Source organism: Roseobacter sp. OBYS 0001 (genome assembly GCF_019654895.1).
Classification (GTDB): Bacteria; Pseudomonadota; Alphaproteobacteria; order Rhodobacterales; family Rhodobacteraceae; genus Roseobacter; species Roseobacter litoralis.
Genome location: NZ_BPES01000005.1, coordinates 91,575 through 117,356, shown reverse-complemented (window position 1 = coordinate 117,356; position 25,782 = coordinate 91,575). Strand labels below are relative to the sequence as shown.

Annotated in this window: 29 protein-coding genes; 11 read left to right on the top strand and 18 right to left on the bottom strand. The window is 57.2% G+C overall.

All coding sequences use genetic code 11. The features are described from left to right. Positions 1–165: 165 nt before the first annotated feature. Complete coding sequence (locus K5Q35_RS12465) at positions 166–2,193, top strand: NADPH-dependent 2,4-dienoyl-CoA reductase (protein ID WP_220799794.1); 2,028 nt, start codon at positions 166–168, stop codon at positions 2,191–2,193. A gap of 4 nt (positions 2,194–2,197) precedes the next feature. On the opposite strand, the gene K5Q35_RS12460 is transcribed toward K5Q35_RS12465, so the two are convergent. Then, entirely contained in the window at positions 2,198–2,641 is a 444-nt protein-coding gene (locus K5Q35_RS12460) for a DUF4399 domain-containing protein (protein WP_220799793.1), read from the bottom strand. A gap of 452 nt (positions 2,642–3,093) precedes the next feature. Between K5Q35_RS12460 and K5Q35_RS12455 the strand changes: the two genes are divergently transcribed. Beyond that, on the top strand, positions 3,094–3,999 hold the full coding sequence (locus K5Q35_RS12455; RefSeq protein ID WP_220799792.1) for a LysR family transcriptional regulator: 906 nt from the start codon (positions 3,094–3,096) through the stop codon (positions 3,997–3,999). A 49-nt stretch (positions 4,000–4,048) separates the two neighbouring features. Here K5Q35_RS12455 and K5Q35_RS12450 read toward each other — a convergent pair whose 3' ends face one another. The 4 genes from K5Q35_RS12450 to K5Q35_RS12435 are packed head-to-tail and all read right to left on the bottom strand — an operon-like array spanning position 4,049 to position 7,032. Then, entirely contained in the window at positions 4,049–5,008 is a 960-nt protein-coding gene (locus tag K5Q35_RS12450; protein WP_220799791.1) for an OmpA family protein, read from the bottom strand. After that, a complete protein-coding gene (locus tag K5Q35_RS12445; RefSeq protein WP_220799790.1) occupies positions 5,005–5,577 on the bottom strand; it encodes a peroxidase-related enzyme in 573 nt (190 codons plus the stop codon). Before K5Q35_RS12445 ends, K5Q35_RS12450 begins: the two co-directional genes overlap by 4 nt. Continuing rightward, a complete protein-coding gene (locus K5Q35_RS12440) occupies positions 5,570–6,310 on the bottom strand; it encodes a GNAT family N-acetyltransferase (RefSeq protein ID WP_220799789.1) in 741 nt (246 codons plus the stop codon). The genes K5Q35_RS12445 and K5Q35_RS12440 overlap by 8 nt, the downstream gene beginning before the upstream one ends. Further along, entirely contained in the window at positions 6,307–7,032 is a 726-nt protein-coding gene (locus tag K5Q35_RS12435; RefSeq protein ID WP_220799788.1) for a molybdopterin-binding protein, read from the bottom strand. The genes K5Q35_RS12440 and K5Q35_RS12435 overlap by 4 nt, the downstream gene beginning before the upstream one ends. Before the next feature lie 50 nt (positions 7,033–7,082). Between K5Q35_RS12435 and sfsA the strand changes: the two genes are divergently transcribed. Continuing rightward, positions 7,083–7,790, top strand: a complete 708-nt coding sequence (gene sfsA, locus K5Q35_RS12430) for a DNA/RNA nuclease SfsA (RefSeq protein WP_220799787.1) — start codon at positions 7,083–7,085, stop codon at positions 7,788–7,790. 59 nt (positions 7,791–7,849) lie between these two features. Continuing rightward, positions 7,850–8,728 carry a type I methionyl aminopeptidase gene (gene map / locus K5Q35_RS12425; protein ID WP_259650538.1) on the top strand — a complete coding sequence of 293 codons (879 nt, stop codon included), beginning with the start codon at positions 7,850–7,852 and terminating at the stop codon, positions 8,726–8,728. Here the strand turns inward: map and K5Q35_RS12420 are convergent. From K5Q35_RS12420 to K5Q35_RS12410, 3 genes are read right to left on the bottom strand one after another with little or no spacing between them, the layout of a single operon-like run. Beyond that, entirely contained in the window at positions 8,725–8,907 is a 183-nt protein-coding gene (locus K5Q35_RS12420; RefSeq protein ID WP_220799785.1) for a hypothetical protein, read from the bottom strand. The genes map and K5Q35_RS12420 overlap by 4 nt on opposite strands. A 16-nt stretch (positions 8,908–8,923) precedes the next feature. Continuing rightward, positions 8,924–9,481 (bottom strand): 16S rRNA (guanine(966)-N(2))-methyltransferase RsmD, encoded by a 558-nt coding sequence (gene rsmD, locus K5Q35_RS12415; RefSeq protein ID WP_220799784.1) that lies wholly within the window; start codon positions 9,479–9,481, stop codon positions 8,924–8,926. Then, positions 9,478–10,686 carry an NAD(P)/FAD-dependent oxidoreductase gene (locus K5Q35_RS12410; protein WP_220799783.1) on the bottom strand — a complete coding sequence of 403 codons (1,209 nt, stop codon included), beginning with the start codon at positions 10,684–10,686 and terminating at the stop codon, positions 9,478–9,480. Before K5Q35_RS12410 ends, rsmD begins: the two co-directional genes overlap by 4 nt. A gap of 95 nt (positions 10,687–10,781) precedes the next feature. Here K5Q35_RS12410 and K5Q35_RS12405 point away from each other — a divergent pair, with 95 nt between their 5' ends. After that, positions 10,782–11,270 carry a peroxiredoxin gene (locus K5Q35_RS12405; protein WP_220799782.1) on the top strand — a complete coding sequence of 163 codons (489 nt, stop codon included), beginning with the start codon at positions 10,782–10,784 and terminating at the stop codon, positions 11,268–11,270. A 56-nt stretch (positions 11,271–11,326) separates the two neighbouring features. On the opposite strand, the gene K5Q35_RS12400 is transcribed toward K5Q35_RS12405, so the two are convergent. From K5Q35_RS12400 to K5Q35_RS12380, 5 genes are read right to left on the bottom strand one after another with little or no spacing between them, the layout of a single operon-like run. Continuing rightward, positions 11,327–12,172, bottom strand: coding sequence for a mechanosensitive ion channel family protein (locus tag K5Q35_RS12400; RefSeq protein WP_220799781.1), 846 nt, complete (start codon positions 12,170–12,172; stop codon positions 11,327–11,329). A gap of 6 nt (positions 12,173–12,178) precedes the next feature. Next, positions 12,179–12,475, bottom strand: coding sequence for a 4a-hydroxytetrahydrobiopterin dehydratase (locus tag K5Q35_RS12395; RefSeq protein ID WP_013960133.1), 297 nt, complete (start codon positions 12,473–12,475; stop codon positions 12,179–12,181). Continuing rightward, entirely contained in the window at positions 12,472–13,659 is a 1,188-nt protein-coding gene (locus K5Q35_RS12390) for a GNAT family N-acetyltransferase (RefSeq protein ID WP_220799780.1), read from the bottom strand. The genes K5Q35_RS12395 and K5Q35_RS12390 overlap by 4 nt, the downstream gene beginning before the upstream one ends. A 49-nt stretch (positions 13,660–13,708) precedes the next feature. Further along, entirely contained in the window at positions 13,709–14,473 is a 765-nt protein-coding gene (locus K5Q35_RS12385) for a glycerophosphodiester phosphodiesterase family protein (protein ID WP_220799779.1), read from the bottom strand. Further along, complete coding sequence (locus K5Q35_RS12380; protein ID WP_220799778.1) at positions 14,470–14,928, bottom strand: RidA family protein; 459 nt, start codon at positions 14,926–14,928, stop codon at positions 14,470–14,472. Before K5Q35_RS12380 ends, K5Q35_RS12385 begins: the two co-directional genes overlap by 4 nt. Before the next feature lie 505 nt (positions 14,929–15,433). Here K5Q35_RS12380 and K5Q35_RS12375 point away from each other — a divergent pair. Together K5Q35_RS12375 and K5Q35_RS12370 are read left to right on the top strand one after the other, a co-directional pair. Next, positions 15,434–16,165, top strand: coding sequence for a VacJ family lipoprotein (locus K5Q35_RS12375; RefSeq protein WP_044025154.1), 732 nt, complete (start codon positions 15,434–15,436; stop codon positions 16,163–16,165). Positions 16,166–16,179: 14 nt separating this feature from the next. Beyond that, positions 16,180–16,779, top strand: a complete 600-nt coding sequence (locus tag K5Q35_RS12370) for a phospholipid-binding protein MlaC (RefSeq protein WP_220799777.1) — start codon at positions 16,180–16,182, stop codon at positions 16,777–16,779. 11 nt (positions 16,780–16,790) lie between these two features. Here the strand turns inward: K5Q35_RS12370 and K5Q35_RS12365 are convergent, their stop codons facing one another. Next, positions 16,791–18,977, bottom strand: a complete 2,187-nt coding sequence (locus K5Q35_RS12365) for a transglycosylase domain-containing protein (RefSeq protein WP_220799776.1) — start codon at positions 18,975–18,977, stop codon at positions 16,791–16,793. Between the two features lie 257 nt (positions 18,978–19,234). Here K5Q35_RS12365 and K5Q35_RS12360 point away from each other — a divergent pair, with 257 nt between their 5' ends. The 3 genes from K5Q35_RS12360 to K5Q35_RS12350 all read left to right on the top strand — a co-directional run bounded on the left by K5Q35_RS12360 (position 19,235) and on the right by K5Q35_RS12350 (position 21,740). After that, entirely contained in the window at positions 19,235–19,573 is a 339-nt protein-coding gene (locus K5Q35_RS12360) for a P-II family nitrogen regulator (RefSeq protein WP_013960125.1), read from the top strand. Positions 19,574–19,600: 27 nt separating this feature from the next. After that, positions 19,601–20,911, top strand: coding sequence for an ammonium transporter (locus tag K5Q35_RS12355; RefSeq protein ID WP_013960124.1), 1,311 nt, complete (start codon positions 19,601–19,603; stop codon positions 20,909–20,911). Between the two features lie 232 nt (positions 20,912–21,143). After that, positions 21,144–21,740, top strand: a complete 597-nt coding sequence (locus K5Q35_RS12350; RefSeq protein WP_220799775.1) for an NAD(P)H-dependent oxidoreductase — start codon at positions 21,144–21,146, stop codon at positions 21,738–21,740. A 23-nt stretch (positions 21,741–21,763) separates the two neighbouring features. Here K5Q35_RS12350 and K5Q35_RS12345 read toward each other — a convergent pair whose 3' ends face one another. The 3 genes from K5Q35_RS12345 to smpB form a co-directional block, all read right to left on the bottom strand. Next, positions 21,764–22,948 carry an amino acid aminotransferase gene (locus K5Q35_RS12345; RefSeq protein WP_220799774.1) on the bottom strand — a complete coding sequence of 395 codons (1,185 nt, stop codon included), beginning with the start codon at positions 22,946–22,948 and terminating at the stop codon, positions 21,764–21,766. Further along, positions 22,948–23,802 carry a 3-mercaptopyruvate sulfurtransferase gene (sseA, locus tag K5Q35_RS12340; protein WP_013960121.1) on the bottom strand — a complete coding sequence of 285 codons (855 nt, stop codon included), beginning with the start codon at positions 23,800–23,802 and terminating at the stop codon, positions 22,948–22,950. Before sseA ends, K5Q35_RS12345 begins: the two co-directional genes overlap by 1 nt. Positions 23,803–23,888: 86 nt before the next feature. Continuing rightward, a complete protein-coding gene (smpB, locus tag K5Q35_RS12335) occupies positions 23,889–24,377 on the bottom strand; it encodes an SsrA-binding protein SmpB (RefSeq protein WP_013960120.1) in 489 nt (162 codons plus the stop codon). Positions 24,378–24,732: 355 nt separating this feature from the next. On the opposite strand from smpB, the gene K5Q35_RS12330 reads away from it, so the two are divergent. Continuing rightward, a complete protein-coding gene (locus K5Q35_RS12330) occupies positions 24,733–25,113 on the top strand; it encodes an HIT domain-containing protein (RefSeq protein ID WP_013960119.1) in 381 nt (126 codons plus the stop codon). A gap of 15 nt (positions 25,114–25,128) precedes the next feature. Here K5Q35_RS12330 and K5Q35_RS12325 read toward each other — a convergent pair whose 3' ends face one another. Continuing rightward, a complete protein-coding gene (locus tag K5Q35_RS12325; RefSeq protein WP_044025492.1) occupies positions 25,129–25,776 on the bottom strand; it encodes a DUF1523 family protein in 648 nt (215 codons plus the stop codon). Positions 25,777–25,782: the final 6 nt, after the last annotated feature.

Genomic DNA, 25,782 nt, shown 5'->3' with positions numbered 1-25,782 from the left:
TTTGTCAGGCATACGCAAGAAACCCATCGCACGAAAGCCCGGTTGCGCCAAAAGGGATCGAGACCACCCCAGCATACGCATTTGCGATTGTGACGCGGCGTTGCGCGTGACAGGCTTTGCCGGATAATGCGATGTCACAACAATAACGACCGGGGAGGGTTTCGAATGGCCAACTATCCAAATCTACTGGCGCCGCTGGATCTTGGCTTTACGACGCTGAAAAACCGCGTGTTGATGGGGTCGATGCACACTGGTCTGGAAGAAACCAAGGACTGGAACCGGGTCGCTGAGTTTTATGCCGAACGCGCCAGAGGCGAGGTCGCCTTGATGGTCACAGGCGGCATTGGCCCCAACCTAGAAGGCTCTGTCCTGCCCGGCGCGGCCATGATGGTCAGCGATCAGGATGTGGCAAACCACAAGATCATCACGGATCGCGTGCATGAGGCGGGCGGCAAAATCGCCATGCAAATCCTGCACGCGGGTCGCTACGCCTATGGACCCAAATGCGTCGCACCCTCGGCCATCAAATCCCCGATTTCGCCTTTCGCGCCGACCGAGTTAGACGCCGATGGGATCGAAAAGCAAATCAGCGATATCGTCTCCTGCGCCGCCCGCGCGCAGGACGCCGGATATGACGGCGTCGAGATCATGGGCGCTGAGGGATATTTCCTGAACCAGTTTCTGGTCACCCATACCAACAAGCGCACCGATGACTGGGGCGGGTCTTATGAAAACCGCATGCGCCTGCCTGTTGAGGTCGTGCGCCGCGTCCGCGCGGCTGTGGGCACGGATTTTATCATCATCTACCGCCTGTCGATGATTGACCTGATCCCGAACGGCTCCACCCATGATGAGGTCGCCCAACTGGCACAGGCGGTCGAGGCCGCTGGAGCCACGATCATCAACACAGGCATCGGCTGGCACGAAGCGCGCATTCCGACAATCGCCACATCCGTGCCCCGCGCGGCCTTTGCATGGGTCACCAAAAAGCTGATGGGCAAGGTCGGGATTCCGGTCATTACCTCCAACCGCATCAACACGCCCGAAGTTGCCGAGGAGGTGCTTGCCACCGGATGCGCTGATATGGTGTCGATGGCGCGCCCCATGCTGGCGGACGCGGATTTTGTGCTCAAAGCCATGCGCGGCAAATCGGGCGAAATCGCACCCTGCATCGCCTGCAATCAGGCCTGTCTGGATCATACGTTCAGCGGCAAGATCTCCAGTTGTCTTGTCAACCCGCGCGCCTGTTATGAGACTGAACTGACCATCGAAACTGCGGCACAACCAAAGACCATCGCCATCGTGGGGGCAGGCCCCGCAGGCCTCTCCACCGCAATCACAGCGGCGCAGCGGGGCCATAATGTCACGCTGTTCGATCAGGCGGATGAAATCGGCGGCCAACTCAATATGGCGAAACAAGTGCCGGGGAAGGAAGAGTTCTGGGGCCTTGTGGATTGGTACCGTACCATGCTGGACACCACCGGTGTCACGGTTTCACTGGGGCAGCCCGTAGGTGCGGGCGATCTGACATCCTATGATGAGGTGATCGTTGCGACAGGTGTGGTCCCGCGCGATCCCGGCATCGACGGGCAGGATGCACCTAATGTTGTCAGCTATATCGAGGTGTTGCGCGGCACGGCGCAGGTTGGAAAACGCGTTGTGATCGTGGGCGCGGGCGGCATCGGGTTCGACGTGGCTGAATACCTTGTTCACGAAGGCGAGAGCCCGACGGTAAACCTGCCCGAATGGATGCGTGAATGGGGTGTTTCTGACCCGAGCGAAAACCGGTCGGGTCTTGCACCAGAGGGGCCACAACCCGCGCCCCCTGCGCGTGATGTGACCTTGTTGCAGCGCAAGGCGGAAAAGCCCGGCAAACGATTAGGCAAGACCACAGGTTGGATACACCGAGCGGCGCTGGCAATGAAGAATGTAAAGATGATGGGCGGCGTGAATTACGAAAGTGTTCAGGACGGCGGACTTTTGGTATCCTTTGGCGAGGCCCGCGAAAACCCCACGCTGATCGAGGCCGACACAATCGTGATGTGCGCAGGGCAGCTGCCCGAACGAACGCTCGCTGATGCACTCGATGGCGCAGGCACGCCCTACCATATCATCGGTGGCGCGGATGTTGCGGCTGAACTGGATGCCAAACGCGCGATTGATCAGGGCACGCGTTTGGCTGCGATACTCTAATCGGTCATTCGACCGTGATGGTGATCACTTTAGACACGACGGGTGTTGAGTGTGGAACGTGCCCCGCGTCACCCAAAACCAGCTGCAGCGTATGCCGCCCGACCGGCAAATCTATTTCCGTTTCAGTCTGACCGCCACCGAAATGGATGTGGTTTTCGTCAGACGGGATACCATTTGCCAATTCATCTGCGCCATCTTCACCCTCACCCAAAGGGGGGCGGTTGATAAAAAGGTGGTGATGCCCCGTCATCTCCGCTTCCGATCCTGCAGGGGCGACGCCCATGCCACGCAACCCAAATTTCACGCGGAATGGTGAAGAAACAGTTTGTCCGTCCTCAAGGTTGATAAAGTACACTTCTGCATCGGGATTTGCCGGCGTCTCACCCCCGGCCCATCCAAAAGATGTGGTCAGGATAAGTGCCAAGACAAAGCTGGTAATGCGTTTCATTTCAGAATCCTCCCTTAGATTGTATCCATAGAGGGTAGCCTAAGCCGCCCACACGTCCAGCAATACAGGCAGAACCGCCTCCTCAACACATTGTGTAGCTTCAGCGTTTCCGACGCTGCGAGCAACTCTGGAATGATTCTCAATTGCGGTTTTTCAGCTAGACGCCGCGCCTCATTCGGACCGAATTGCGCCACATTTTCGACAAATTTCAGATCAATTTGACTAAGATTACTCATTTCCCGCTATGATTGAAGCGCTAAAGAACGAACCAAAATCAACCATCTCCGTACCGAAACCACCATAAAATGCGGGCTATCGCATCAGTATTCGCCCCAACGGTTTCCACATAACGAACGATCTGGTCAAAAAACGTGATACTGTCTCAGACCTGCCGCGTTCCTGCCCGAATTGCCCGTCATAAAAGACGGCGAAGTAATTCGAAGGGAAGAGTGATGGACCGGCTCACGGAAATGGAAGCCTTTGCGATGGTTGTGGATCAGGGTGGCTTTACCGATGCTGCCAAGAAACTGGGCATCTCGAAATCCGCCGTCTCGAAACATGTGTCCTCCCTTGAGGCGCGGCTCGGCGCACGGCTTTTGAACAGAACAACGCGACGGGTCAGCCCGACCGAAATCGGTCTTGCCTATTACGACCGCGCACGCCGGGTTTTGAACGACGCAGGAGAGGCCGACGCATTGGTGACATCCATGCAAAGCGCGCCCTCCGGTCTGTTGCGGATTTCTGTCGCCACTGATTTTGGCGTGAACCACCTGTCGCCCGTTCTCAGCGAATTTCTATCGGATTTTCCGGATATCACCGTAAACATGGTGCTCAACAACCGCTACGTCGAACTGATCTCGGAAGGCTTCGATATGGCCGTGCCGATAGGCGAGCTTGAGGACAGTACATTGCGCGCGCGCAAACTGACCGAGACGACCAAACGGATGATCGCAAGTCCGGGTTACTTCGAAAAATACGGACGTCCCGAAAAGATCGATGACCTCAACGCACATAAATTACTGCACTATTCCAACCAGTCCTCGGGCAACGTATGGAAAATCACCGCGCCTTCAGGTGAAAAGCGTCAGGTGCGTACCGCTGGCTGGCTTAGTGTCAATGATGGTCAATCCTTGCTGAACGCCGCCATTTCAGGGCTTGGGATCGCGTATCTCCCCAGCTTTCTGTACGCGGACGCGATGGAAAAAGGTCTGGTTGAAGACGCGATTCCCGATCTCCCCATGGAAACGCAAGGCATTTACGCGGTCTATCCCCCCGGTCGTTTCACCCAACCCAAGGTGCGCGCTTTCATCGATTTTCTGGTCAACTCCTTTGCCGAAAAAGGACCTGCGGAATGGTAAAGCTCCCCGCGCAGTCGGGTGCCGCAGATATTAAGGGCGCGCGATACGACTATTGAGTATTCAACAAAACCACTTCTACGCGACGGTTTTGCCTACGCCCTTCGTCCGTGAGGTTCGTTGCAATCGGTGCCAGATAGCCCATGCCCTCTGCATCAACCTTGTCAGGCGCAACGCCATATACCTCGATCAACCGTGCGCGGACCGATTGCGCCCGCGCGCGTGACAGCGAGATATTCGTGGCAAGCGCGCCAGTCGTGTCGGTATGGCCGACCAATGCGATGCGTATACCCTCTGTAGTCGACAAAAATTCCGAAAGCTCTTTGAGTGCCGGAAACGGGCCCGGCCCGAGATCCGATGTACCAATCGCGAACGCAAGTCCTGGCAGAACATAACGCCCGTCCTGTCGCAGCATCTGAACGCTTTGATCCAAACTTCGCTCTGCAAGAATGGGTTCACGTTCTGCAGGCCGCTCTCTGGGTACAATCACGGACAGATCTGTGTTTTTGTCGATCGAAACGACCTGCACATAGGATGATGATGCCGTCGTGCTGACCAGGATACCGACAGCTTGCCGGGGTCCGTCCGGCTCTGCTGAAAACGCCGTCAGATAGCGGTATTGTGAAATGTTGACGTACATGTTGGGGCCCGGCAGCACCTCAATGTTGAACCGGAAGTCGAAGCCTCCACATGTGGGTGCGTCACATTCGAATGCCAGATCAAACCCCTGCGCCTGCAACTGGGCCCGCAACGGGTTGATCACCTGCAAGGGGGTTAATCCCGGTGAGGATATGCGCCAGCTGCGGCGTAAAACTCTACCCTCCATGGATCGTGCGGGCACAGAAGCGCCATCAAACGGCGCGACGGGCAGATCGAAACTGTCCACAGGTGACGCGCGTTCCAGCGTCAGCGTGGCACTCGCGGGCAATTCCAGTTCAAGTGCCGCAAGAGGGGCGGCCAATCCCGTCAGGGCCAACGTCACCGCGGCGCAAAATGCATGCCATATGCTCATCTGGCCTGTGCGTGATATTCAGCGTTCGGGCGCATATCCGTCGCACTTGCCACCCGGTTGGTCATGTTGAAAAAGCCCGCCACATTGGCAATGTCCCAGATATCGGCGTCGCTGAAGCCTGCATCGCGCAACGCTTGCCTGTCAGGTTCTTCTATGGTCGCGCTTGCCTGCGTCATTTTCGTGGCAAAATCCAGCATGGCCCGGTGACGCGGATCCAGATCAGCCACCCGGTAGTTCATCACCAGCGCTTCGCCCAAAGCCGGATCACCAGAGAGGGCGCGCACCGCCGCACCATGGGCAACAAGACAATAAAAGCACTTGTTGATAGAGGACACGACGACCGCAATCATTTCGCGTTCCAGCTTGCTCAGGCCAGAAGGCGCAAGCATCAGATTGTTGTACATGCCGGTGAACGCGTCCAGTTTTTCGGTGTCAAACGCATAGGCCTTCAGGACATTCGGAATCATCCCCAGCTTTTCCATGCAGACATCAAAGTATTTTTGCGTATGGGCCGGAAGCGGGTCCTGCATTGGCAGGTTCAATGCTGTTGGAAGGGAATGATCAGCCATGACGAAGGTCTCCGGTAAGGATTTTATGACGATAATGGTATTGCGCCGCCGGTTCAAAGCCCAGACTGGAATAAAGGGCCAGCGCTGCGGTGTTCTCTTTAGTGCACAAGACAGCCATGGTTTCCGCCTGCTGCGCGCGCGCCCAAAAGGCAGCCTCGCGCATGATCCACTGCGCTGTTCCCTGACGGCGGTGTTCGGGCAGGACCTCAACGGCATGCACCATCGCCACAGAACCATGTGCGGCCACAAAACCCGTGCCCGCCGGGCGCTGATTGTTGCGCGCCAGAATGGCCGTTTTCACCTTGGCGCGCGCCATGACCTCCAGACGGGCCGGACCGATCCCGCCCTTGGCCCAGATTTCAGCCATGATCGCCAAGGGCTCCCAAATGGTGAAGGCCGCTAAACGTGGCACCGGCTGGCCCGTCAGCGCAGCAACCGGAGACGTCAGGATCACAACCGGATCGACCAGACCGTAGCCGCGTGCATCAAGCGTCGCGTCAAGCGTGTCGTCCGTCTCCCGCAACATGAACAGCGCATCCTGACCAAGCTGTTTCATCTCCGCCTCGGCAGCTTCGATATCCGGGTCAGAAATGCCCGCACGTCGCGTCGCCGCCGAAACACGCTTGCCGCCCCCTTGTCCCTCGCGCAGCACCCAATGATCCGTTTCGATATAGCGTGCCGCAGGCCATGTCGCATCCACCGCGGCAAAGAGTTGCGCCTGCGTCAGGGTCACCGCTGCAGCGCCAGTGCAAGTTTGGACATCGCCTCCTGCACAACAGAGGCATCCGTACCCCGGATCACAATATTTGCCCCATAGCTGCCTGTCGTCTTTTGAAACGGATAGGACCCCATGCTGAGGTCCGGGTATTGCCGCGCCAACTCTCCCAAGGGGCCCGCAATGTCCCCTTCGCCCCGGTCAACCTGCAGCGTTTCAGAAATGATCCGCGCGCCGCTGGTCAGGGTCGGCAGGACCGCCGCAACCATGGCGCGGAAAACCGATGGCACACCGGCCATCACATAGACATTTTCGACGACAAACCCCGGTGCCACGGAAACGGGGTTGTCGATCAGCACACCGCCTTCGGGAATACGGGCCATCCGCAACCGCGCGGCGTTCAACTCAGTGCCCGACTTGGCGTAATGCGCCTCAAGCAGCGCGCGCGCTTCGGCGCGGATATCAATCGCGCGGTCAAAGGCTTCGGCGATACAATCAGCGGTAATATCGTCATGGGTCGGTCCGATCCCCCCGCTGGTGAACACATGTTCATGCCGCTGCGACAGGGCGCGCACGGCCTCGATAATCGTGGCCTTTTCATCCGGCACAACGCGCACCTCACGCAGATCGATCCCGGCTTCGGTCAATTCGCCTGCCAGATGATACATATTCGCGTCGCGCGTCCTGCCTGACAGGATTTCGTCTCCGATCACCAACATGGCGGCACTGGGGTTTGGCATGTCTCAAGCGTCCTTGCGTCTGTCTTCGCGGCAGGTATAGACCTCAGATCATGCGCTTTCAAACCGAACTTGTCCCCGCCCGTCTGACACGCCGCTATAAACGCTTTCTGGCAGATTGCGTGCTTGATGCCGACGGTGCAGAGGTCACGGCCCATTGTGCCAATCCCGGCTCCATGATGGGTCTGGCAGCACCCGGCACCCGTATCTGGCTTGAACCGAACGATGACCCCAAGAAAAAGCTCAAATTCGGCTGGCGTCTGGTGGATCACGAGAACGGGCATTTCACCGGTGTGGATACTTCCCTGCCCAACCGCGTGCTGAAAGAAGCGCTCAAGGCCAGACATGTGGAGGCCCTGTCGGGCTATGGCACCGTCAGACCCGAGGTCAAATACGGTCAAAACAGCCGGATTGACTTTCTTTTGAGCGAGGAAGGCCTGCCGGATGCCTATGTCGAAATCAAAAGCGTGACCCTGAGCCGCCAGACCGGGCAGGCTGAATTCCCCGACAGTGTCACGGCGCGCGGCGCCAAACACCTGCAAGAACTGGCCACTATGGCGCAGGCGGGTCATCGAGCGATCATGCTTTACCTTGTGCAACGCACGGATTGCACAAGTTTCACGCTGGCAGAGGATATCGATCCGACCTATGCCGCGGCATTTCGCAGCGCACGGGACGCTGGCGTTGAAACTCTTTGTCTGGGCACCAATATCTCGGCGCAGGGCATTGAGGTCGCAGACGCGATTTCCATTCGCCTGTGATGTGGTCTGGTTCTCGCACCCAAGGCGCGTTAGAAGGCCGCGAAAGACGCACGATGGAGATGCAGGTGAATCAGGACCTCAAAGGCCGCCAGACCAAGGACGGCATCAGGATATACGACGCCGCAGATTTCGCAGGCATGCGCAAAGCCGGTGCACTGACGGCGCGGATACTGGACGACATTGCCGATCTTGTTTTCGTCGGGCAGACAACGGGTGCCATCGACAAGAAGATCGAAGAGATGGTCGAAGAGGAGGGCGCCACCTCTGCCACGATCAATTACAAAGGCTACAAACACGCCAGTTGCATTTCGGTCAACAATGTCGTCTGCCATGGCATTCCCGGCGCGCCGATCCCGAAAAGTGGTAGCGAAACGATTTCCAAGGATCCGGAAAAGCGCCGCGATGACGATGTGCTGCGCGATGGCGACATCCTGAACATCGACGTCACTGCGATCGTGGATGGCTGGTTTGGTGATTCCAGCCGGATGTATGTGGCAGGCACCGCGCCGAAAAAGGCACAGAAACTCATTCAGGTGACGCATGACGCGCTGATGCTCGGTATCGAAGCCGTCAAACCCGGCAACACATTTGGTGATATCGGATATGCCATCCAGAGTTTCGTGGAAAACAACCGCATGTCAGTCGTGCGGGATTTCTGCGGTCATGGGTTGGGGCGTGTGTTTCATGCACCGCCCAACGTCCTGCACTATGGCCGACCCGGCACCGGCGCGGTTCTGGAAGAAGGCATGTTCTTTACCATTGAGCCAATGGTAAATCTGGGGCGGCCCGAAACCAAAACGCTGGCCGACGACTGGACCGCAGTGACACGGGATAAAACACTCTCTGCGCAGTTCGAACATTCCATCGGTGTGACGGCGGATGGTGCGGAGATCTTTACGCTGTCCCCTGCTGGCAGGTTCCACCCGACATCCGGCTAAGCATCGTCCATACGCTTTGACGCCTCTTCGCGCAGCAAGGCCAGCAACAGTGTTTCACCGCCCCACGGCTGCACCGCATCGCCGATAAACACCGGCCCGGCGCTTTTGCGTGGCGGTTCTGGTTTGGTTGTGTCCCGCGCGGGCATGGACCAAAGATGCGACAGGGAGGTTGCGAACATATCGCAGCCTAGCACATCATGGGGCGGTTTTCGACAACAAGGTGATATGTGTGTCGCCGTATTTCCTGTGATCGACCTCGGTATATCCTGCGGGCGGCGGCATCGTGCTGGCCTCTTCCCAGACCACGAACGCATCCGGTGACAGCCAATTTCCCGCCTCGGCACGCGCAAGGGCGGCCGCGCCAAGGCCCTTGCCGTAGGGTGGGTCCAGAATCACCAGATCAAAGGGCGCCGATTTACACTCTGGCAACTGACGCACATCGCAGCGGTGTATCTGCGTCAGGTCTTCAACCCGCAATTTACGGATGTTTTCCCGCAGCAAACGCCCCGCAACGCGCCCATCATCCACGAAACTCACATGCGCCGCCCCGCGCGACAGGGCCTCAAGCCCCAAAGCGCCAGTCCCTGCAAACAGGTCGAGCACACGCGCGCCGTCGATCACATCGTGATGGGAAAGAACATTAAACAGGCTTTCGCGCACGCGGTCCGTCGTTGGGCGCAGGTGCGCGGCGGCGTCACCTTTGCCCACGCTGGCAAGCGCGACGCTGCGAAACTGGCCTGCGATAATTCTCACCCCTGTAACAGCGGCTTGAGGTCTGCCGATGGGTCCGCAACGAGGGTGCGATCCGCCGTTTTCCCCGCCTCGATCAACCGCTTTCCAATCATGTAGGCGCGCGGGTCGTTCATCGCATCCACAGCCAAAAGCCTGTCGCCTTTATAGTACCAGAATGACGCCGTTTGCCCCTCACCAATGCGCGGGACAACATCTGAATAGCCTGTATTCAACCCGGCGATCTGCAGCTTTACATCGTACTGATCCGACCAGAACCAAGGCTTGGCGGTGTATTCCTTTTCAGCGCCCATGATGTTTTCGGCAACGGTTTCCGCCTGATCGATGGCATGCGGCACGCTTTCGAGCCGGATACGCCCTTGCTGATAGGGAAAAGACGCGCAATCCCCCGCCGCCCAGACATGCGGCGCCGAGGTACACCCATGCTGATCCGTAGCGATCCCGTTATCAATGGTAAGCCCGGCGGCTTCGGCAAGCCCGGTGTTCGGTGAAATACCAACCCCGACAATCACGTAGTCAACCGCGATTTCCGAGCCGTCTGATAATTGGGCACCGGTCACTGTTTCAGCGCCTATCAACCGTTCCAGCCCGATTCCCTCGCGCAGATCGACGCCGTGCCTGGTATGTAGAGTACGGAAATAATCACTTGTTTCCGGCGCGGCAACGCGTTGCAGAATTCTGTCAGACATTTCAACGAGGGTCACTCGCAACCCCAATTTGGACGCCACCGCTGCGGCTTCCAGCCCGATGTACCCACCGCCAACGATCAAGACCCGAGCGCCTGCACGAAAATGCGATGTCATCGCATCAGCATCCGCCAGATCACGCATCACGAAGACATGGCCAAGATCGCCGCCAATCGCGGCAGGCAAACGGCGCGGGGTAGACCCTGTGGTAAAAACCAGATCGTCGAAGTCCAGCGTTTCGCCTGCCAGATGGACCTTGCGCGCACCGGCATCGACGGCATCCACGACCGTGTTCAGACGCAGGTCGATGTCATTTTCCGCATAAAACCGTTCCGGCCGCAGGAACAGACGCTCAAGCGCCATCTCGCCCATCAAATAGGCCTTGGACAAGGGCGGGCGTTGATAGGGTGCAACCGCTTCCGCACCGATCAGGGTCACCTGACCGTCGAACCCGCTGTTGCGCAGCTTGGCCACGCAGGACGATCCCGCTTGGCCCGCTCCTATAACCACGACATGGCTCATATTACTCTCCCCCTATCGGAAACTACTGGTCGCCCAAGACGCCGCACCCTATATCTTTGCCAAGACCAAACGCAAATACCTGAAAGGCTTAGCACATGACAATTTCGCAAGGCGATCAACTTCCCGACGCAACTCTGGTGCACATGGGCGCGGAGGGACCAGCGCCTGTCTCAATGGCCGAGAAAACCAACAACCGTAAGGTTGTAATCTTTGCAGTGCCGGGCGCGTTCACGCCCACGTGCCATTCCGCACATGTTCCAAGCTTCGTGCGCACGAAAGCACAGTTCGACGCCAAGGGCGTGGAGGAGATCATCTGTGTTTCGGTGAACGACCCTTTCGTCATGCAGGCATGGGGCGAAGCGACTGGCGCCACGGCAGCAGGCATTACAATGCTAGGCGATGCGGACAGTTCATTCACCAAAGCGCTTGGCATGGACTTCAGCGCGCCACCCGCAGGGCTGACGGATCGGTCCAAACGCTATGCAATGCTGGTTGAGAACGGCCAGGTGACTTTGCTGCAGGAAGAAGAGAGCCCCGGCACCTGCGAAGTCTCCGCTGGTGAGGCGCTTTTGGCGAACATGTAGAAACAAGTCAGCCCGGGCGATATCTGTCACCCGGGCTGCTTTATGTCGTGGCAGCGTTAACCTGCCGCTTGAACGATGGTTGTTGTGGGGAATGGGATGTCCACGCCGCCAGCATCCAGGGCCTCTTTGACCTTGCGTTTCATATCGGCCTGATAGCCGAACAATTCACCCGCATCGCACCAGACCCGCACCAGAAAATCGACGGAGCTTGCGCCGAGGTTGTTGACCTGAATAAACGGCGCTGGGTCGGCTTTGGAACGTGGGTCAGCCATGATTGTATCGCGAATGATCCTCTCGGCCTCCGCGAGGTTCACGCCGTACCCTACACCAAACGTCCATTCAGCGCGGCGCGTGGCGTTGGCAGAGTAATTCGTGATCACATTGCCCCAAACCTGTGCGTTGGGGATGATAACCTGCGCATTGCTGAGGTCTGCGAGTTCGGTAAAGTTCAGGGTCAGGGATTGAACCGTGCCCATTGTCCCGCCGACATCGACAAAGTCACCCAGTTTGATCGGCCTGAACAGGATCAGCATCACGCCCGCCGCGATGTTGGACAAAGTGCCCTGCAAGGCCAGACCAACGGCAAGACCGGCTGCACCGATAACCGCAACCACCGACGTGGTCTGGACGCCAAAGGTGTTCAGGACAAATAGGATTGCAAAGCCGAGCACCAGATACCTGACAATGGCCGACAGAAAGTCGAACAACATATCATCAAGATTCTTATGCTTGCGCCCAAGCGCACGGACCCGCCCCTGAAGCCAGGCCGAAATGATCCAGCCGAGGATCAGTATCGCAATGGCCGCCACGACAGATCCGACCGCAGACATCAAAAATTCTATCGAAAGCAGATCTGCGACCGTCTTTCCCTGCCATACTTCAGTTTGCAATAATCCCTGCATCTTACCTTATCCTGTCAGACTATCCATTTTACGAGCCAGTTTTGCATCCAAAGTGCTCAGCCCGCCTACATCGTGTGTGGTCAACACCACATTCACCGTTTTGTAAACATTGTCCCACTCAGGATGGTGGTTCCATTTTTCAGCCCAGATCGCAACGCGTGTCATCCAGCCAAAGGCATCGACGAAATTTTCGAAAACAAAAGTCTTTGTAATCGCATCCCGTTCGTCGACCATTTCCCAGCCTGAGGCAAAAAGCGGCTCCAGCAAAGGGCCGCGCGTTTCGGTGCTTAGCTTTTCTGTCATTCCTGTTCCTCAACTTTGGCGCGCTTGAAGGGACCGTAGGTGGTCAGCACGCTGATTTCCTGATCCACGGCCTCGCGCTCAGCCGTCAGATATTGATCAATCGCGTCTCTAAAACCCGGATCAGCAACCCAATGCAATGACCAAGTTGGAGTCGGCAAGTAACCGCGGGCCAGTTTATGCTCGCCCTGTGCGCCCGCCTCCACGCGATCAAGACCAAGCGAAATGGCAATATCCATCGCCTGATAATAGCACAATTCAAAATGCAGGAACGGGTGGTGTTCGGTGCAGCCCCAATACCGACCGAACAGGGTGTTTGCGCCAATGAAATTCAAAGCACCAGCAACCCAACGCCCGTCCCGCTCCGCCAAAACAAGGGCCATATCGTCCCGCAAGGTCTCTTGCGCGACATCGAAAAACGCGCGGGTCAAATAAGGCGTGCCCCATTTGCGCGCGCCGGTATCCTGATAAAACGCCCAGAACGCATCCCACTGCTCTGGCTGCAATTCATCACCTGTGAACATTTGAATAGTGCCACCGAACGCCTGCGCTTTTGCGCGTTCCTTGCGGATGTTTTTGCGCTTGCGCGAGCTGAGCGTGTCCAGAAAGGCGTCAAAATCCGCGTATTTATCGTTGAGCCAGTGAAATTGCTGCGTTTTGCGCCGCATCAGCCCCAGTTCCGCGCCGCGCTCAGCCTCTTGCGGCGTGCAAAACGTCACGTGGAGCGATGACACACGGTTGTTTGTGGCCAACTCAACCGCCCCTTGGGTGAGCGCTGCAAAGCCGGTTTCCTCAAACCCCGGGCGAATCAGGAAGCGTCGCCCCGTCGCAGGCGTATGCGGCACCGCGATCTGAAGTTTGGGATAATATCTGCCCCCGGCGCGTTCATAGGCATGCGCCCAGTTGTGGTCGAAAATATATTCGCCCTGACTGTGCGATTTGGCATACATCGGGGCCGCCGCAATCAGCTTGCCCGATATCCAAGCGGTCAGATACTGCGGCTGCCAGCCGGTGCCGGTGCCGACAGAACCACTTTGTTCCAACGCATCGAGAAAGCGATAGGTCGTGAAGGGGTCGATTGCACGCGCACCGTCAGTTTCTTCGGGACATGCGCAAGCGTCCCACTCTTTTTGGCCAATCTCCCGCAGGGAAGATATCAGCCGAATTTCAACTGCTTGCTCTGACATAATCCCATCCCAATCTTACAAGGGTTATGTGTGGCACTGGCCAATTTGATCAAGCAGCAATCGGCGCGAGATATTGCTCAAAGGTGATATTGTCAGCGATCTGGCGCGCTTGCGCTTCTTCCTCGGGCGATCTGACCGTCCAGCATAGGATTCGCGCACCGTTTCCCTTTAATTCGCTCACACGCGGGCGGGCAAGGTCGTCTTTTTCATGGCTGATAAACGCACAGGCCGCCCGATCATAATCGGGTATCTCGCGCAATGTATCACACACTGACGCATGCAAGTGTACCGATGGTTTATAGGCACTCGTCACCAGCCCCCGCGGGATATCCGGTGCTAATTCTGCTAAACGAACCACCGAATGGGGATTGAACGACATCAGCGCGACGGGCCCGGCATACCCTTGCAAAGCCCGTGCCACACTGGCTTCGAGCGGACCGATTGAGGGACCCATTGCCCCATCCTGATCCTTGATCTCAATCAGCAGAGGCACCTGCCCCGCAACCAGATCAAGGACTTCAGGCAAGCCGGGAATGCCTTCTGCACCCGCGCGCAACTGTGTCTTCTGCAAATCGGCAGCACAGGTATCGCGCACACGGCCCTGCGCCTCTGTCAAGCGCGCCAGATTGTAGTCATGAAACACCATGGCCTGATCATCTGCGCTCAGCTGAATGTCGATCTCAATACCGTAACCGGCAGAAATCGCAGCCTTTATTGCCGCCCGGCTGTTTTCCGGACGGCCCTGTTTGATGTCGTGTAGCGCGCGGTGGGCAAGAGGACGCCTAAGAAACGCCTCAGGTAGAAGAGGAGTCATTGAACTTCGAAAATGCCTTCAATTTCTACCGCGACACCAAAAGGCAGAGACGCCGCCGAAACCGCTGAGCGCGCATGACGCCCTGCATCCCCCAGAGCTTCGACCAGAAAATCGGATGCCCCGTTGATGACTTTGGGTTGATCTGTAAAATCAGCGGTTGAATTCACAAAGCCCGTCAGTTTGACCACCCGGACCAAACGCTCGATATCCCCGTCACAGGCCGCCTGAACCTGCGCCAAAAGGCTGATCGCACAGCAGCGCGCCGCCGCGGCACCCGCCTCGATGTCCATGGTTTCGCCCAGTTTGCCAGTGATCATGCCTTGCGAATCGCTTGAGATCTGACCCGACACGTAGACTGTGTTCCCGGTTTTGACATAGGGCACATAATTCGCCGCAGGTGCTGGCGCACTTGGAAGAGATACTCCAAGTTCTGCAAGTCGGGATGTAAAGCTCATTTTAAACTCCTGTTATCGGGTCTGATCGTATGAGGTAGACCAGTGGCGACGCGACCCTGCAAAACGCACCAAGCCCCACCTTTTAAGGCCCGCGTGTGGCGCGTCCAGTCAAATTTTGGCTCCCTGGCCTCAAAAATCGACAAACTCCGCGAAAGACAGTGATCATCCGGACGACGGTACAGAACCAGTGCGCAAACACCGCCCCGCAGAGCAAAAAGACACATCCGGCAAGCGTCAGGCAATATCCCGCCGCGCTTGTTGACGCGCCAAGGTGACACATGCATCTTGCACAGGTGTTTTTCGAATGACGCCAAGTCGCTTACGGTTTAGTAGGTAAGCCGGATGTACACTTGCGCGCCGAACCCGTGACCGACGTTCGCACGCACCGAAGATTTTAGGACCGTGTCATTCGGATCGCACAGACCAGAGCTCCGTGGGAACGGACCACAACCATAAGGTACCGCAATTGTTAGATTTTGCCCGTATTCAGAAGTTTTTAAAACCCATGTCGTTTATGGTGGTGGCTCTTGCGCTATCTGCATGTGCTACGTCTCAGGATCCGGCAACGCGCACCGATGGAATCAACGATCCCTATGAATCGCAGAACAGAGCCGTTCATCGGTTCAACAAGGGTCTCGATAAAAACCTCGTTCGTCCAGTTTCGAAAGGGTATGCGGCGGTTTTGCCGGTCGAAATACGCGACAGGGTGAATGATTTTTCCGAAAACCTGTCGATGCCCGGTGTTGCGGTCAATAGCCTCTTGCAGGGTGATCTGCGCGGCGCTGGCCTCGCCACCACGCGGTTCCTGGTGAATACAACGGTTGGACTTGCGGGCTTCGTTGATGCGGCCAGCGAATTGAACATCCCGGAACACGATACAGATTTCGGTGAGACATTGGCCGTTTGGGGTGTCGGCGAGGGTGCTTATATCGAACTGCCGATCTTTGGGCCGTCGACGCAGCGTGACGCGGTCGGTTTTGTCACTGACTTCTTTACCAACCCGCTGACCTTTGCGACCATTGATACCAGCCCTGAGCAGTATGTGCCGCCTACAGCGCGCGCGGGGTCTTGGCTGAATACCCGCGACAAGATCAGCGGGACCATTGATTCTATCCTGTACGACAGTGCCGATAGTTACGCCCAATCGCGATCAGTTTACCTGCAAAACAGACGGTTTGAGCTTGATAGCTCTGGCGGAGCCGAAGAAGATCCCTATCTTGATCCTTACGCAGAATAACAAAGAGAGCAGACATGCGGTTTGAACCAACCCGACGCACTTTCCTCGCAGCCACGGCAGGCTTCCTCGGCTTGTTGGGGGCACCGGCCTTCGCCTTGAGCGAACAGCAGGCCCGCACCCTCGTAGATGACGTTGTCGCGCAATTGCAGGCAGTCATCAATTCAGGCAAATCTGATGCAGCCATTCTCGGTGATCTTGAGCGTCTGTTTGTGAAATACGCCGACGTCAACATCATGGCTCAATACGCCTTGGGCAATGACGGGCGCAGCGCCAGCAATGCTGAAAAGCGCGCTTTTGCTGACGCCTTCAAAGGATATATCGCCCGCAAATACGGCAAGCGTTTCCGCGATTTCATCGGTGGCCGGGTCGAAGTTCAATCCGTCAAGGAAATCCGCTCCGGCTATGAGGTCAAAACCAAGGCATACCTGCGCGGAGAAAGCCCGTTTGACGTCTCTTTCCATGTGTCTGACCGCTCTGGCAGTGACAAGTTCTTCAATATTTATATTGAAGGCGTCAATCTTTTGCTGACCGAACGCACGGAAATCGGTTCAATGCTGGACAAACGCGGCGGCGATATCAATGCTGTTGTCAATGACCTGAAAAAAGCAGGGTAATCGGACAGCGATCAACGATCCGAACCGCTGACATTTTTCGGCGGCTGCCCGCCGCCGCCAGTACCGCCTAGAATATCGCGCAGCAGACCTTCCAGCAGGCCGACGGCCCCGCCGCTGTTCCGATTGTTATCCCTGTCGTCCTCGCGTGTGCGACCATTATCGCCCGGTGTCTGTAGCGGAAGCGGCGTCAGCGGCATCCCCTCATGCACGCGGGCCATCGTCTCACGCCAGATCTCTGCAGGCAAACCACCGCCCGTGACACCGGTCAACGGCGTATTGTCATCATACCCCATCCAGACACCGGCCACGTACTTGGCGGAGAAACCCACAAACCAGGCGTCCCGCGCGGCTTGCGTCGTGCCTGTTTTACCCGCCAGCTGCCAATTGCCAAAGGCTGCACGCTGCCCGGTCCCCTCAGAGACGACCTTCTCCATCATATAGACCATCTGACGGGCGGCCTGTTCCTGAATGATCCGTTCACCAATACCGCCACCAGTGCCCATCAACGGCTCCTGATCGCCCATAAGCCGAAGCTCGACCAACCCGTATGGCTGTACAGATGAGCCGCCGTTCAGGATACCGGCATAGGCCCCCGTCATTTCAATCAACGTGCTTTCCGATGCGCCCAACGCAAGCGCGGGCCCCGCAGCAAGGTCGCTCTCCAATCCGAAACCATTTGCAACCTGTCGCACAAGGTCGCGCCCCACAAATTCAGAAACCTTGACTGCCGGGATGTTCAGACTGTCGCGCAGCGCATGGGTCAATGTGACTTTGCCGTAATACTTGTTCGTATAGTTGCGCGGCGACCATGGGCCAGATCCCGGAATATCAATCGTAAGTGGCTCATCCGTAACGGTATCATTCGGTGAATAACCGAGATCCAGCGCTGCGGCATAAACAAACGGCTTGAACGCCGAACCGGTTTGCCGCTTGGCCTGCACCGCCCGGTTAAAGGCGCCCGACACTTTCGTGTTTCGCCCGCCGACCATGGCACGCACCGCACCATCTGCGGACATGACGACAATGGCCGCCTGCGCCTTGCTGCCTTCGCGCACCTTGTTTTCAAAGACCCATTTCAACGCCTCTTCGGCACTGCGCTGAATGCGCTGATCGAGGGTCGTCTTGATGATGACATCTTCCGTCGTTTTACGCGTAAAGAACTCCGGGCCAGAGGACATGACCCAATCTGCGAAATACCCACCTGAACGCGCCTCAGCGGCTTGCGATAATTGCGCGGGGTTCTGCTGTGCGTTGCGCGCCTCAGCATCGCTCAAATAGCCCTGTTCGTTCATAAGCCGCACAATTGTCGCTGCCCGCCGTTGCGAGCGTGTCAGATCATTTGTGGGCGCAAAACGTGTCGGTGCCACCAAAAGGCCTGCCAGCATGGCCGCCTCTGCCGGTTCCACATTTGCAGCCGACTTGCCAAAATAGCGCTCGCTGGCCGCTTCAAACCCGCGCGCGCCCGCACCCAGAAATACCCGGTTCATGTAGATGGTCAGGATTTCATCCTTGGAGTACTTTGCCTCCATCGCAAGCGCATAGATCGCTTCGCTGGCCTTGCGCTTGACCGTGCCGCGGCGGCACTCGCGCTCATATTCCGCTTCGGTCTGCGTTTTGGGGTCAAAAGCCACCCCAAGGCACAAAAGCTTTGCCACCTGCTGTGTGATCGTTGACCCGCCGTGACCTTGCAACGGCCCACGCCCCTCGCTCAGGTTGATGCGCACGGCACTTGCAATGCCACGCGGGCTGATGCCGAAATGACGATAAAAACGGCGGTCCTCGGTGGCGATAATCGCGTTCTTGAGATGTGGCGACACGGTTTGCGCGGTCACCACGCCGCCGAATTGATCGCCGCGCCACGCAAATACCTGACCGTCCTGATCCAGCATCGTGACTGAGCCGCGCGCACGCGCGTCAAGCAACTGATCGACTGGCGGCAGCGTGGTGTAATAATAGCCAACCACCAAGGCAAGCACGAGCCCCGTGACGAACCCAACACGCCACGTAATGCGCCAGATCAGCCGAAGCACCCACCGGATGATCCGTTGGAAAAACCCGATGATGCCGCCGCGTTGCTTGGCCACACGGCGCGGCTTTTTCTTTGCCTGCCGTGGTTTTGGTTTCGCCGTTTTTGCCTTGCGGGACACATAACGTTTATCCGCGACCAAGGGCTTTTTACCTTTGGATGTATTACTCATGAAGAACCTGCCCGGCCCGTTGTTGTTTTCGACACTCTAACCGGCTTTTTCACAAATTGTGACCCGCTCCGGCACGTCATGTTGATCATTTATTTGATTATTTATTAGGCAAAAATATTTGATAGCCTATATTTTAATCGTTTTTCCGGATTAGCGGCTGCAATGTCATGCCGGAAACTTCCAATGCCCTGTGTCCCTGTCGTTTTCTATCGCCACAACCACCGCAGGGAATCCTGCAACAGTTAAGGGGACACGAGGTGAAACTCATCATTGCAACAATCAAGCCTTTCAAGCTGGAAGAGGTGCGCGAGGCGCTCACCGATGCTGGCGTGCGTGGCATGATGGTCACTGAGATTAAGGGCTTCGGCTCACAATCGGGCCACACAGAAATATATCGCGGCGCAGAATATGCTGTCAATTTCGTGCCGAAGGTAAAGATCGAGATTGTCGTGCCGGAACCGGCCGTCGATCAGATCGTCGAAACAATCACCAAGACCGCACACACCGGCAAGATCGGAGACGGGAAAATCTTCGTGCTCGGGGTCGATCAGGCTGTTCGCGTGCGGACCGGTGAAACAAACGAAGACGCGCTCTGAAGCTGCGACAACTTAGGGATAAGTATTATGACAAACATTAAGACATTCGCCACCGCAGCGGCGCTCATTGCGCTGCCGTCGCTGGCAGTCGCGCAGGACGCGGCACCGGGCTTTGACGAGATCGGCCCGTATATCATGACCACTTTGCTGTTCTGCATGGCGGGCTTTCTCGTCTTTTTCATGGCAGCAGGTTTTGCGATGCTCGAAGGCGGGCTTGTGCGGTCCAAGAACGTCACCATGCAGATGACCAAGAACATCGCGCTCTATTCGATTGCTGCGATCATGTATTGGATGGTCGGCTTCAACACGATGTATCCCGGCGACTTCAATGGGTTCTTCGCTCTGGGCGGGCAAACGGTGCTCGACCCTGTCGGTGTTGCCGCCGCTGATGCAGCGCTTGATTACGCGTCTGTCGGGTCGGATTTCTTCTTCCAGCTCGTGTTTGTCGCTGCAACAGCGTCCATCGTATCCGGCGCTTTGGCAGAACGTATCAAACTTTGGCCGTTTCTGGCATTCGTTGTCGTACTCACAGGCTTTATGTATCCGATTTCCGGGTCCTGGCAGTGGGGCGGTGGCTGGTTGTCCGAAATGGGTTTCTCTGACTTCGCGGGCTCCACAGTTGTGCACTCCGTCGGAGGCTGGGCTGCCTTGGCTGGTGCCATCGTACTCGGGCCACGGTTGGGCAAGTACAAAGACGGTCGCGTTAACCCGATGCCGGGCTCTAACCTTGCGCTTGCAACACTGGGTACGTTCATCCTCTGGCTCGGCTGGTTCGGATTTAATGGTGGCTCGCAACTTGCCATGGGCACCGTTGGCGATGTCTCCGATGTATCGCGCATCTTTGCCAACACCAATATGGCCGCAGCAGCGGGTGCTGTCACCGCACTGGTCATGACGCAATTGCTGTATAAGAAACCCGACCTGACAATGGTGCTGAACGGTGCGCTTGCGGGTCTGGTGTCCATCACAGCCGAACCCTTGGCCCCAACGCTCTTTGGCGCGCTTTGGATCGGTGCAGTTGGTGGTATCATCGTGGTTCTTGCGGTTCCAATGCTGGACAAGTTCAAGATTGATGACGTTGTCGGCGCGATTCCGGTTCACCTGTTTGCCGGTATCTGGGGCACGATCGCGGTTGTTTTCTACAACAGCGACGCCAACCTGATGACGCAGCTGACAGGCATTGTTGCCTACGGTGTGTTCACCTTTGTGGGATCGCTGGTCGTCTGGTTCATCCTGAAGGCAGTCATCGGTATCCGCGTCAGCGAAGAAGACGAGATCAACGGTCTCGACGTCTCCGAGCTTGGCATGGAAGCCTACCCTGAGTTTGCAAAAGGCTGACCCCTTCCTCCCCAGAGGGTTAGCAATGACCCGGGCGTGCAAACGCCCGGGTTTTTTTATGTCCACAGAAAGCAGCGACCCAACCCGTGGTCAGAATAACGGCGCATGTTGGTGGGTCGGCCCCTAGACCAAACACAAAAAAGCACTTGACCTAAAGCGAGGTTGAGCATGCAGAGTATCACACGATCAGTCTTTAAAATGGCTGGGCTGAAAGATACTGTGGAAATCACCGATGCATGTCCTGACCGTTCTAGATCACCCCAATCCGACATCCTTTAGTGCCGCCGTTGCACAACGGTTCATGGAGGGCGCGCAGGCGGCTGGCCACACCGTTGAACTAGCTGATCTGCATGCCGAGGGTTTCAACCCGCTATGGTCGATGGAGGACATCGAAAGAGACGCACAGGCAAGGGACCCGGCAGATGTGGTGGCCGAACAAGCCCGCATAGAACGCGCCGATGCGCTGTGCCTTGTGTTTCCGCTGTTCTGGTGGGGCATGCCATCGATGATAAAAGGTTGGGTGGACCGCGTCTGGACATGGGGCTGGGCCTATGACCAGCTGGATGATCCCAACAGGTCACTACTCAGGCCCCGGACAGGCGTGCTGCTTGTTCCTGCGGGCGCAAGGTCAGACGAAATGGACGCGGCTGGCTATAAAGCAGCCTTGGAAACCGTCTGGATGAACGGCACATTCGGCTATTTCGGTCTGTCCCCGCGCCGCCTTGAGGTGCTCAACGGGTCTAGCGGGTCGGATGCGCGGCGGCAGGCACTACTGGATCGCAGCTATGACGCCGGGTTCACGCTGTTGCCACCCGATCCGGCAGTTTAGCCACCGCAGGCCCGCTATAGCGTTCAAACACCTGCATCAACGATCGCCTTGGCGAGCATCGGAATCGTCTGTGCGTTCAGCCCTGCAATATTCATACGGCTGTCCCCCACCATATAAATACCGTTCTTCTCGCGCATCGTTTCGACTTTATCCGCAGAAGTGCCCAGCCGCGAAAACATACCGCGGTGTTGGGCCAGAAACCCGAACCGGTTTGAGCCGGAGAGCCGCTGCAACTCATCCGCCAGTTGCTGGCGCAAACCCAGCATGTTCAGGCGCACGTCTTCCAGTTCCGCCTGCCAATCGGCGCGCAACGCATCGTCGGTCAGGATCATCGTCACCAAGCGTGCACCGTGATCGGGCGGAAAGCTGAAGTTTTGCCGGTTCAGGAATCCAAGCGTATCCTGATGCAGTTTCCGCGCAGCCGTGTTCTGACTGATCGCCATCAGCAGCCCTGTGCGCTCACGGTAAATACCAAAGTTCTTGGAACAACTGGCCGCGATCAGGCATTCCGGCACGGAGGATGCAACAAGACGCGTGGCGGCTGCGTCTTCCTCAAGGCCCTCACCAAAGCCCTGATAGGCGATGTCGATCATTGGGACCGCGCCCGTTTCGAGCAGTGTCGCGACCACAGCCTGCCATTCGGTCAGGTTGAGATTGGCGCCCGTTGGATTGTGACAGCATCCATGCAGCAAGATCACATCCCCCGCACGGGCCGTCTTGAGGTCGGCCATCATGCCGTCGAAATCAACACCGCGGGTCTCACTGTCGAAATGCCGATAGCGCACCACGTCCATCCCCAGATAGTTCAGAATGGAAATGTGGTTGGGCCATGTCGGATCTGACACAAACACCCGAGCGTCCGGCCGCGCCATGCGGATAAGCTCAAAGGCCTGTCGCACAGCACCTGTTCCGCCCGGTGTCGCCACGGATGCCACCGTGTCGCGCGGCACAGCACTGCCCAGCACCAAGGCGATCATCGCGTCCGAAAATGCCGGGTCGCCCGCGAGGCCCGTGTAAACCTTGCTGTCCTGCGTTTCCCACAGGGTGTGTTCGGCAGCCTTGACCGCACGCATGATCGGCGTGAGGCCCGTCGCGTCTTTGTAGACGCCGACGCCAAGGTCGATCTTGTTGTCGCGCGGATCATCCTTGTACATCTGCATCAATGCGAGGATTCCGTCAGCAGGGCGCGTCTTGAGGGTCTCGAACATCATGCGTCTCCCGTGGCGACGGGCACAGTGGGGAACATCCCCCATTCTGCCCAGGACCCGTCATACAAAGACCAGTGCTTATGCCCCATCCGCTCAAGAGCCAGCGCAAGAACGGCCGCTGTGACCCCCGAACCGCAGGAGGTAATGATCGGTTTGTCCAGATCCACGCCGGCCGCCTCGAATATCTGGCGGCATTCTTCGGGCGATTTCATCGTCTTGTCGTCATTTAACAGCGTTGTGTAAGGTAGAGATCGCGAGCCGGGAATATGGCCCGCCCGCAGCCCTTCGCGGGGTTCAGGCGCTTCGCCGCGGAACCGGTTGCCCGCGCGCGCATCGACAATGGCGTGATCCTTGATTTTGGACGCAGCCGACACCTGCGTGACATCGCGCACCAGATGGTTTTGGAACCGCACCGTGATATGGCGATCGCGCACGATCGGAGGCATGTCTTCGATTTCGTGCCCTTCCGCTTTCCACTTGGGCAAACCGCCATCCAGCACGGCAACATTCTGTTGACCCATCAGCCGGAATAACCACCACACCCGCGGCGCCGATAGCAACCCTGCACCGTCATAGACAACCACCTGATGGCCATCACCCACACCAAGTGCGCGCATCCGGGACGTGAATTTCTCGCTGCGCGGCGCCATGTGCGGCAGATCAGAGCGGCTGTCCGAAATCTCGTCGATATCAAAGAAGCGCGCGCCGGGGATGTGGCCTTCGTCATATTCCTGTCTGGCGTTCCGCCCGGCCTCGGGAAGATACCAGGATGCATCCAGTATACGCAGGTCAGGGTCTTTCAAATGCTCTGCCAGCCATTCGGTGGAAACAAGTGTTTTCGGATCGTCAGTCATCAGCTTACCCCTGCGCTCTAGGACCATTTCTGGGTAACGCCACGGGGCTAAACTGGCAAGCCCGCGCACCTAAGATAGAGCGCGGTTCAGCCGTGATCCTTCATCAAGCGGGACTTTTGCCGCGACCAGTCGCGTTTGGCAGCTGTTTCGCGTTTGTCATGCAGCTTTTTACCCTTGGCGACGCCGATCTTGATCTTGGCCATGCCCCGGTGATTGAAGTAGAGCACCAGCGGCACCAGCGTCATGCCTTTGCGCTGCGTGGCATTCCAGAAATCCGCCATCTGCTTGCGGCTGATCAGCAGCTTGCGGCGACGACGTTCCTCATGCTGAAAGGTTTTGGCCTGTTTGTAGGGGGCAACATAGCTGTTGACGAGCCATAGCTCACCGTCCTCGACAGCTGCATAGCTTTCCGCGATGTTGGCACCCCCCTCGCGCAGGGATTTAACCTCGGAGCCTTCCAATATGATGCCACACTCCACATCGCTTTCGATGGCGTAGTCAAACCGCGCGCGGCGATTCTCAGCGACAACCTTGTAGTTCGGGTCAGATTTGGAGGATGATTTCACCTGTGACATGACCGTGATGTAGGCAGTTTGGTGTCTTGGTGCAAGTAAATGACATCAGTCGCGTCAGGCCGCTCCGCAGGATAATTCAGTGACACCTACGGGTCTACGCGTCTTGGGTTTTATGCCGCTTGGACGAGACCCCCATCTATGTGTTTCGCCATGGATGATGTAACGCCGTGACTCTACGCATACGATTGCGACGAGACGCAAGCAGCGTTGCGGGCATAAAAACCCCTGTCAGATGCGCAGAAATGGTGATCAGATCAGATATCGAGGCCACCCTGACGCAGTTTCCCCTGTTCCTCGGGCTATTGCCTGCGATATTGCACAGGATGAAACACTGTTTTCAGATCGAAAGAGACCCATGAGCTATTCTTACGACGACCAGAACATCTTTGCCAAAATCCTGCGCGGCGAAATTCCCAACACAACAGTGCTTGAAACCGAGCACAGCCTCGCCTTTCGTGACCTTTACCCGCAGGCCCCGACGCATGTGCTTATTATCCCGAAAGGGGCCTATGTAAGCTACGATCACTTCGCCAGCGAGGCGTCAGACGCGGAGATCGTCGATTATACGCGCACCATAGGAAAGGTCTGCGAAATGGAAGGCGTCAGTCTGAATACCGGGGATGGATACCGTCTTATTTCAAATGCGGGAGAGCACGGTGTGCAGGAAGTGCCGCACCTGCACGTGCATATTTTGGGTGCGCGTCATATGGGCCGCATGGTCGCCAAAGCAGAATAACGATCCGCTGCAGGTTTACCGACTGGCCCGCATGGCCCACCACCGCCGCAACCTGCTGCGTTTCTCGGCCATGGCGTCTTCGGTCGCTTCCCAACTGTCCTGAAGCTCTTCGAGCTTCGGGTCGATGCGCGCCTCACGAAACCGCCGCCAGCGTCTCCAGATGGCGAAGCCAAAAAAGCCAAGGATGGCAAGAATAATGCCGTTCACCCAAGGCAAGGGTTTACTGGCATCAGGCCCGTCAACAGGCCAAACAGACACGGCATTGGGGAAAACAGACAGGAATTCGATCCGCCAGCCATAGTGGCGCACTGCCGCATATTGCGGGTCCCCGGAAGTTGAACGCAGGTCTGCGGCCTCTGCCTGAAGGTTTGATGTATCGAATTTCAAATAGGGCGGCCAACTCCATCCCGTATCCTCATTCCGATAAACCATGATCCGGTCATTCACCATGCGTGTTTGAATGAAGAATACGTCGCGCCCGGTTGCATCTTCTCCGGTGCCCGCGCCGCCACGCGACCAGAATATGCTGTTGGTTCCGGGTGTTTCACGTTTTTCATAGGTGTCCGTGATGCGTACGATATCCACCTGAGGCAGGGTATAATGCAGGAAGGATCCAATGAGGCCCCAAAAGACCAGAATAAAAACCCATTTCACGTAGAACATCATATC